Origin of the sequence: Streptomyces sp. NPDC050548 (assembly GCF_044457385.1) — a bacterium.
Classification (GTDB): domain Bacteria; phylum Actinomycetota; class Actinomycetes; order Streptomycetales; family Streptomycetaceae; genus Streptomyces.
Genome location: NZ_JBITGV010000004.1, coordinates 1 through 9,351 on the forward strand (window position 1 = coordinate 1; position 9,351 = coordinate 9,351).

Here is a 9,351-nt window from a genome sequence, read left to right on the forward strand (position 1 = left end):
CCATTGTCTTCTCTACCCCGTTATGCTCCAGCCCCGCCCCCCCCCCCCCCCCCGGCCCCCGCGCCCCCCCCCCCCCCCCCCCCCCCCCCCCCCGGCGCGTTCACGGACGGCGACGGCTTTTCAGTCCCGTATGCCGTAGGAGCCCAGTACCAGCCGCTCCATGACCGCGCGGGGCAGCAGCCGCTTCAGGGTGAACACGAGAGGGGCGTTGCTGCCCGCCGCGTACAGCGGTCGGGGCCGGTCCGCCTCGACGGCCGCCAGGATCGTCCGGGCCATCCGCTCGGGCGGCAGCCCGCTGTTCTCCTTGTCGCGGGCGTTCGCCTCCAGCGTCCGCAGGCTCCTGGTGTACGGCGAGCCCTCGGGCACGACGCGGGTGCGGCGCTCCCCGAAGCCGGTGGCGAAGTTGCCGGGCTCGACCGTGGTGAACCACACGCCGTACGGGCCGAGTTCGCCGCGTGCGGCCGTGGCGAATCCGCGCAGGGCGAGCTTCGACGCCACGTACGTGGAGCGGAACGGCAGCGGGAAGCTCGCGAGCATGGAGCCGACCATGACCACACGGCCGTAGCCGCGGGCCCGCATGCCGGGCAGCAGTTCCTGGGTCAGCTGCACCGGAGCCACGGTGTTGACCCGCAGGATGCGCTCGATGCTCGCCACCGGCAGATCCTCCAGCGCGCCGATCTGGCTCTCGCCGGCGTTGTTCACCAACACGTCGACCGGGCCCGCCTGTTCGGCGCAGCGGACGATCGACAACGGGTCACCGAGGTCGAGTTCGAGGTATTCGACCCCGGGCAGCCGCCGCTCGGCGGGGATGTGCTCCGGTTTGCGGCTGGTGCCGAGGACGCGATAGCCCCGGGCCGTGAGCAGTTTCGCGGTCGCTTGGCCGATACCCGTCGAGGCGCCGGTCACCAGTGCCGTGCGCTGTGTCGTGGCGCTCATCCGAACACTCCTTGGTCGGCGAACCGGAGGAGCTGTCCCCACCGGTCGGACGCGGGCACGGAATGTGCCCCTCCCGCGAAGCTAGCGATTTCACGGGGTGTGAGGACATCCCCCCGGGAGTCCCTGGACCGGTACGCACAGCTGTGTGTCCGCTGCGCACAATCACCGCGGCACAGCGGGCGAAAGTTGTCCGCTACGCGCAATCGGGCGTCCTCCGACGTCATATCGGTGGGGGTTGCCGGAGATCTAGCGTGATCGGTGCGGCACCCAGAGTGCACGGGTGACTTTCTCCGCAGCAGACATCCATGCCTGAATCCAGGGAGTTCTCATGTCCACGACTGCGACGACCGCGCGTGGTTCCACGCCGGTCGACGTCACACCGCGCAGGCCCGGGCTCGTGCTGTTCATGGTCTGCGTCGCGATCTTCATGCTGATGCTCGACGCGACCGTCGTCTCCGCTGCGCTCGCCGACATCCGCACCGACTTCGACGCCTCCATCGACGGGCTGCAGTGGGTCGTCGACGCCTACTCGATCCCGCTCGCCGGCCTCATGCTGACCTTCGCCACACTCGGCGACCGCTTCGGACGCCGGCGCATGTTCGTGGCCGGCATGCTCGTGTTCACCGGCGCGTCGCTCGCGCTGACACTGGCGAGCGGCATCGTCCAGCTCGACGTGCTGCGCGTGGTGCAGAGCATCGGCGCCGCCATGCTGTTCGCCACCGCGCTGCCGCTGCTGTCGGTCGCGTTCCCCGAGGCCCACGCCCGGGCGAAGGCGATCGGCGTCTACGGCGCCGTCATGGCCGGTGCGACCGTCCTCGGCCCCGTCATCGGCGGTGCGCTGGTGACCCAGTTCGGCTGGCGCTCGATCTTCACCGTGAACGTCCCGATCGGCATCGCCATCACCGTGCTGGCGCTGCTGAAGATGCCCGAGACGGCGAGCACCCCGGACCGTCGCGCCGACTGGCTCGGCTCGCTGCTGCTCACCGGGGGTCTGGTCGCCGGCGTGTTCGCCCTGACCCGCAGTCACGCGCTGGGCTGGACGTCGGGGACCGTCATCTCCCTGTTCGTGATCGCGGTCGTCTCGCTGACCGCCTTCCTGGTCTGGCAGACCCGGGCCAAGCACCCGCTCTTCGACATCTCGATGGCGAAGAAGCCCGGCTTCACCGGAACGGCGGTCGTGTCGGTCGCGCACATGGCGACGCTGATGGCCGCGGCCACCTACCTGTCGCTGTTCCTGATGGGCGCGCTCGGCTACACCCCGCTGCAGATGGGCCTGCGGCTGCTGCCGATCAGTGTCTGCGCGATGGTCGCCGCGGGCGTCACCCCCATCTTCGCCAAGCGGGTGTCGATCGGGGTCGGACTGACCTTCACCATGGCGATGGTGACCGCGGGCATGTACCTGCTGGGCAACTTCGGTCACGACGACAGCTGGACGCACTTCCTGCCCGGCATGATCGTCGGCGGTCTGGGCATCGGCGCCCTCACCGCGGTCAACCAGGCCGCGTCGCTGACCTTCGCCTCGCAGGAGAACGCGGGCATGTCCACCGCCACCTTCGGCACCCTGCGGCAGGTCGGCATGGCGATGGGCATCGCCGGACTCGGCGCGGTCTTCGGCCATGTCGCCGAGGACAAGGCGCAGTCCGGGCTCGCGACGGTCCCCGGGATCGGCGCGGTACCGCAGGACCTGAAGCGGCAGTTCGTCGACCAGGTCGGGTCCGGGGCGGGGCACCAGGTCGTAGAGGCGGTGCCGGCACGGTTCCACGACGCCGTGCCCGCGCTGACCCGCGTCGCCGACAACGCGTCGATCGACGCGCTGAACGCCCTGGCGAACCTGGGCGTGATCATCGGCGGAGCCGCCGTGGTCGTCGCGGCGGTCGCCTTCGCGATCGACCGCCGTCGGGTCGTCCGGCCGAAGCCGGATCAGGAGCCGGCCTCCGTGTGACCGGGAACGGCACCACTCCCGCCGAAGTACGCGGCGGGGGTGGTGCCGATCTCGCGTCGGAACGCGGTGATGAAGGCGCTGGCGGTGCCGTAGCCGACCGCGCGGGCGACCCGGGAGATCGGCTGGCCCATGCCGAGCAGGGGCAGCGCCGCGTTGAGCCGTTCGTACGTCCGCCAGCTGGCGAAGCTCACCCCGGTCTCGGCACGGAACCTGCGCGAGAGGGTGCGCGGCGACGCACCGACCTCCCGGCCCCAGTCCTCCAGGTCCCGGGCGTCGGCGGGGTCCTGCTTGATGGCGAGCGCGACATGCAGGGCCAGCGGGTCGGTGGGCAGGATGGTCGGGATCGTGGCGACCGAAATGGGCTTCATGATGTCCCACAGCACGGCGGTGACCCGGGCGCGGTGCTCCTCGGAGTGCGCGCCGATGTCCGTGAGGTGCAGCAGCAGCGGTCCGAGCAGCCCGGTGGCGTCGACCACGGTCGGGGCGTCCCAGCGCAGCGGGCAGTCGGCCGGCTCGAAGTACAGCGAGAGCATGGCGACCGACGAGTTGGGGATGACGGCGTGGTCCACACCACCGGGGATCCACAGCGCGCGGGAGCGCTGCACCACCCAGCGGAAGCTGCCGATCTCCATGGTGAGCAGACCGCTCGGTGCCCAAGTCAGCTGATGCTGCGGGTGGTTGTGGGAGGAGACATCGGCCCCGGCCTCAAGCGGGACGACCACGCTCGCGAACGCCGGGTAGTCGATGGTGAAGTGCGTTTCGCCGATCACGGACTGTGATTCTAGTGTCAACTCACCGTGTCGCGCAGGACGGTGGGCCGGCGGCGGCCGGATTCCGCCCTCGCCGCACCGCCAGAACGCGTCCAGAAATTAGCCAGGCCGTCCGTGCCAGGCTCCTCCGTCGAAGGCCCGTGGGGTTCCTGACGGAGGAATGGGGGACGCAGCGACATGCGTGTCAAGGACTGTGTGGCCGAGCTCGCCGCGCTGGGCGTCACGTTGTACGAGGAGTCCGGACGGCTCGGATACCGGGCGCCGAAGGGCTCGTTGACGCCGGAGCGGATCACGTGGTTGCGCGAGCACAAGGAGGAGGTGCTCGCCCATCTGAAGGAGCGGGAAACGGGGCCCGTTCTGGTGCCGGACCCCGCCGCCGGTGATCAGCCGTTCCCGCTCACCGACGTCCAGTCGGCCTATCTGCTCGGCCGGAACGGGGCCTTCGACTACGGCGGTGTGGCCTGTCACGGCTACCTGGAGATCTCGCTGCCCGAGGGCGCCGAGGACGCCGTGGAGGACGGCTGGAACACGCTGGTCCGACGGCACCCCATGCTGCGCGCGGTGGTCTCGGCCGAGGGACACCAGCGGGTGCTGCCCGAGGTGGCGCGCTACGCGGTGCGCCGGCTCGACCTCAGGGGGAGCGGTGCGGCGGCCGAGCGGCGGGCCGTCGAGGAGATCCGCGGCGCGATGTCCCACCAGGTCCGCCCGACCGACCAGTGGCCCCTGTTCGAACTCCGGACGACCCGCACGGACCGGACCCTGCTGCTCCACCTCGCGATCGACCTGCTCGTCTGCGACTACGGCAGCATCCGCATCCTCCTCGCCGAACTGCACGAGCTGTGCGGCGGGCCCCGGCCCGCGAGCGCCCCCGAACTCACCTTCCGCGACTACGTCCTGGCCGCGCGCGGCGCCCGGGACGGCGCGCGCCACCAACGCGACCACGACTACTGGTGGGACCGGATCGACTCCCTGCCGCCGGCCCCCGAACTGCCGCTGCGCACGGACGCCCGAAGCGCGCCGCCCCGCTTCCGGCGGCTGGGCACCCGCCTGACGCCGAGGCAGCGCACAGCCCTCGAACGACGGGCGACCGAGGCGGGCGCGACGCCGTCGGGCCTCCTCCTGCAGTCCTTCGCGGAGGTCCTCGGACGCTGGAGCGGCAACCCCCGCTTCACCCTCGGCCTCACCCTGCAGAACCGGCTCCCGCTGCACGAGGAGGTCGACCGGGTCGTCGGCGACTTCAGCTCCACCAGCCTGCTCGCCGTCGACCTCACCGAAGGAGCCACGCTCCTGGACCGCACGCGTGCCACCCAGGACCGCCTGTGGACCGACCTGGACCACCAACTGTGCTCCGGCGTCGAGGTGTTGCGCGAGCTGGCGCGGCGGCGCGGCCGGGCGGCGGCCCTGATGCCGGTCATCTTCACCAGCACGGTCGGCGCGGCGGGCGCCGGCAGCAGGCAGCCGTTCATGCCGGGCGGCGAGCTGGTGCACGGCATCACACAGACCCCGCAGGTCTGGATCGACTGCCAGGTCATGGAGGACGGCGACGGGCTGCTGACCCACTGGGACGTCCGGGCCGGTGTTCTCCCCGACGGGGTGGCCGAGGACATGTTCGACGCCTACCGCGCACTGCTGCACAGCCTCGCCGAGGGAGCCGTCGCGTGGGACGCCACCGACCCCGTCGAGCTGCCCGGGGCCCAGCGCGAGCGGCTGGCCCGGGCCAACGACACGGCGGCCCCGCGCGCGCTCGCCCCGCTGCACGCCGAGGTCGTGGCACAGGCCGGGCGCACCCCGGACCGCACCGCGGTCATCACCTCCGAACGCCGCCTGGACTACCGGGAGTTGCTCGGCCGGAGCCGGGCCGTGGCCGACGTACTGACGCAGCAGGGGGCGGGCCGGGGCGAGCGGGTCGGCATCGTCATGGACAAGGGGTGGGAGCAGGTCGTCGCGGTGCTGGGCGTGCTGCTCGCGGGCGGTGCCTACGTCCCGGTCGACACCACCCAGCCACCCAGGCGCAGGAACGCCGTGCTCGCCGGGGCCGGGGTGCGTCGCGTGCTCACCCAGTCGTGGCTGGTGCCCGGCCTCGACCTGCCCGAGGGGACCCGGGCGGTCGCCGTGGACCCGGTACCGCCGGCCGCCGAAGTTCCCCCGCACGCCACGGGCGACCCCGACGACCTGGCGTACGTCATCTACACCTCGGGATCCACGGGCGTCCCGAAGGGGGTGGCGATCACCCATGCCGCCGCCCGCAACACGGTGGACGACATCAACTCCCGGTTCGGGGTGGGCGCCGACGACCGGGTCCTGGGCCTGGCCCAACTGGGCTTCGACCTCTCCGTCTACGACATCTTCGGCCCGCTGTCCGTCGGCGGCGCCCTGGTCCTGCCGGATGCCGCCCGGCGCGGCGACCCCACGCACTGGGCCACCCTGATCGAGCGGTTCGGCGTGAGCGTGTGGAACTCGGTGCCCGCCCAGATGCAGATGCTGCACGAGCACCTGCGCACCCCCTCGTCCCCGGACGCCGGCCGGCTGCGGCTCGCGATGCTGTCCGGCGACTGGATCCCGGTGACGCTGCCGGACGCCGTGCGACAGCGGATACCGGGACTGTCCGTCGTCAGCCTCGGCGGGGCGACCGAGGCCTCGATCTGGTCGATCTGCCATCCCGTCGCCGCCGTGGACCCCGCGCTGACCAGCATTCCCTACGGCAGACCGCTGGCCAACCAGACCTTCCGGGTGCTCGACCCGCTCATGCGGGACTGCCCGGAGCATGTGACGGGCGAGCTGTACATCGGCGGGGCGGGCCTCGCGCTCGGCTACCTCGGCGACGCCGAACGCACCGCGGCGAGCTTCGTACGGCATCCCCGCAGCGGCGAACGGCTGTACCGCACCGGCGACATGGGCCGCCGGACGGCGGACGGCGCCATCGAGTTCCTCGGCCGCACCGACGGCCAGGTGAAGCTCAACGGGCACCGGGTGGAGCTGGCCGAGGTGGAGGTGGCCCTGCAGACGCACCCCGCGGTGCACGCGGCGGCGGCCGTGGTCCGCGGCGAGGGAACCGGCCGCACCCTGGTCGCCTTCGCGGAACCCGCCAGGACCGGACCCGCCCCGTCCACCGACGCGGGCCTGGCGGCCGCCGCGCGGCAACGGGCCGAGAGCACCGCACGGTACGACGAGTCGGAGCACGGGGCGCACGTGCGGACGATGTGCGCGGCCCTGGAGGAATCCGCACTGCAGTCGATCACCCGGCTCTTCCGGGACAGCGGCCTGTTCTCGGAGGCCGGGCACGGCCACACCGCCGAGGAGATCATCGCGGCCTGCGGCGCCACCCCGCGGTACCACCCGCTGGTCCGCAGATGGCTCACGGCGCTGACCCAGGAGGGCCGGCTGCGCCGGGACCGGGACACCGGGACGTACTGGAGCCTGGTGCGGGTGAGCGAGGAGAGCCGCGCGGCCGTGCACGAGTGCATCGACACGCTGGAGCCGCTCGTCGGCTGGGGAGCCGAACTCATCCGCTTCCACCGCGACTGCGAGGAGCGGCTGGACCGGCTGGTGCGCGGCGAACTCCCGGTCAAGGACCTGCTGTTCCCCGAGGGCCGGCTGGACACCGCGGCGGCCGCCTACCGGGACAACCTGATCAGCCGCTACAACAACGCCGCCGTCGTCGAGATCGTGCGCCGGGCGGCCCGGGCCAAGGCCGGAGCGGGCCCGCTGCGGATCCTGGAGGTCGGTGCCGGGGTCGGCGGGACCAGCGCCGCGCTCGTGCCGGAGCTGCGGGACCTGTCCGTCGACTACCACTTCACCGACCTGTCCCACTTCTTCCTCAACGAGGCCCGGGAGACCTACGCGCGCCACCCGTGGGTGCGCTACGGCCTGTTCGACCTCAACGAGGACTACCGGCCCCAGGGTCTCGCGCCGAACTCGGCGGACGTCGTCCTCGCCGCGAACGTGCTGCACAACGCCGTCGACGCCGACGAGATGCTGCGCCGGCTCGGCGAACTCGCCGCACCCGGCGGCTGGCTGGTCTTCGTCGAGGCCACGCGCGACACCCGGCGCGGGATGACGTCCATGGAGTTCAACGACGGGCTGACCGGATTCACCGACGAGCGGGCGGAGCACGGCGCCACCTTCTTCACCCGGCGGCAGTGGCTCGACCTGCTGGAGCGGGCCGGTGCCGAGACCGTCCTCTGCCTGCCCGCCGAGGACAGCGCCCTCGCGGAGATCGGCCAGCAGGTCTTCGCGGCCCGCTTCAAGCGCGACCGTACGCCGGTGACCCCCGACGAACTCCGCGACCACCTGGCCGAACGGCTGCCCGCGTACATGATCCCGGCCCGGCTGGAGGTGGTCGACCGGATCCCGCTGACCGCCAACGGCAAGGTGGACCGCGCCCTGCTCAGGGAGTGGGGCGGCGCGGCGGCGGCCGAGGAGCGCGAGGGCGCGGGCGACCCGCCCGCCGACGAACTGGAGCGCGCACTGGCCGGCCTGTGGGCCGAGGTCCTGAACGTGCCCGCCGTCGGCCGGAACGCCAACTTCTTCGCCCTGGGCGGGGATTCACTGCTGGTCGCCCAACTCGTCGGCCGGATGCGCGCCCAGGTCGCGCGGGCGGCGGGCATCGGCTGGGACGAACTGCTGCGCGCCGTGCTCAACCGCCCCACGGTGGCGACGCTGGCCGAGCGGCTGCGCGGCGGCGCGGCCGGATCCGCGTCCCCCCTCGTGGAGATCGACGCGGGTCCACCGGAGGCGGGCGATGTCCCGGCCCTGGTGCTGGTGCACGACGGCACCGGCACGATCGACCCGTACCGCGCCCTGATCCAGGAGCTGTCCGGCCGGACACCGATCGTCGGTCTCGTCGTCGACGACCTCGACGCGTACCTGGCCGCGGACCCCGCGACGGTGATCGGTGAACTCGCCGACCGCTATGCCGAGGTGCTGCGGACACACGGGTACAGCAGGGTCCGTCTCGTCGGCTACTGCATGGGCGGGCTGCTGGCCACCGAACTGGCGGACCGCTTCACGCGCGCGGGCGGCGAGGTGACCGAGGTGTCGGTCATCAGCAGCTACCGGGTGCCCTATCGAGTGGAGGACGACCTGCTGGCCGAGTACGTCTTCGCCCGCCTGATGCGGGCGGACACGGTCGAACTCGGCTATCCCGAGGACGAGTCGGCGATCCGTGAGCTGGTTGCCGCGGTGGTCGCACGGCACGGAGGCACGGTGCCCGCGGGCAGCCTCACCGAACCGCCGGTCACCGATCTCGGGCCGGCCGCAGCCGAGGCGCTGCGGGCGTTCAAGTCCCTGGCGGCGCGCACGCAGGAGGAGCGGCTGCGGGATGTCGCCGCCGCCATGCCCCGCGAGAGCGCCGCGTCGGCCGCACCCGGCCACGTCGACCGGGTCTTCCGCGCCGTCCGGCACAGTCTGTCGGCGGTGGCCCGGCACCACCCCCGCGGTTACCCGGGTCCGGTCACGCTGCTGCGCCAGCTCGGCGAGGCCGAGGTCTTCCCCGGCATGCACCACGACATGGCGGCGTACTGGCAGCACGTGTGCACCGGCGGACTCCGTCTCGTGGACGTCCCCGGGGACCACTTCACCTGCGTACGGCCGCCGCATGCCGCGGCGGTGGCCGAACTGCTGGTGGGCGAACCGGCCTCGGCCCGCGCCGTGGCGGCACACCGATGACGCCGCGGACCGCGCCGCTGATCGGCATCGTCTGCA

General features: G+C 72.5%; 4 protein-coding genes. 2 read left to right on the forward strand and 2 right to left on the reverse strand.

From position 1 onward, the window contains the following. Positions 1-120: 120 nt before the first annotated feature. Positions 121-936 carry an SDR family oxidoreductase gene (locus tag ACIBJH_RS13210; RefSeq protein ID WP_399116947.1) on the reverse strand — a complete coding sequence of 272 codons (816 nt, stop codon included), beginning with the start codon at positions 934-936 and terminating at the stop codon, positions 121-123. A 328-nt stretch (positions 937-1,264) separates the two neighbouring features. On the opposite strand from ACIBJH_RS13210, the gene ACIBJH_RS13215 reads away from it, so the two are divergent. Further along, positions 1,265-2,878 (forward strand): MFS transporter, encoded by a 1,614-nt coding sequence (locus ACIBJH_RS13215; protein ID WP_399116948.1) that lies wholly within the window; start codon positions 1,265-1,267, stop codon positions 2,876-2,878. Here the strand turns inward: ACIBJH_RS13215 and ACIBJH_RS13220 are convergent. Beyond that, positions 2,857-3,648, reverse strand: a complete 792-nt coding sequence (locus ACIBJH_RS13220; RefSeq protein WP_399116949.1) for an AraC family transcriptional regulator — start codon at positions 3,646-3,648, stop codon at positions 2,857-2,859. The genes ACIBJH_RS13215 and ACIBJH_RS13220 overlap by 22 nt on opposite strands. A gap of 177 nt (positions 3,649-3,825) precedes the next feature. On the opposite strand from ACIBJH_RS13220, the gene ACIBJH_RS13225 reads away from it, so the two are divergent. Further along, positions 3,826-9,315 carry an amino acid adenylation domain-containing protein gene (locus ACIBJH_RS13225; protein WP_399116950.1) on the forward strand — a complete coding sequence of 1,830 codons (5,490 nt, stop codon included), beginning with the start codon at positions 3,826-3,828 and terminating at the stop codon, positions 9,313-9,315. Positions 9,316-9,351: the final 36 nt, after the last annotated feature.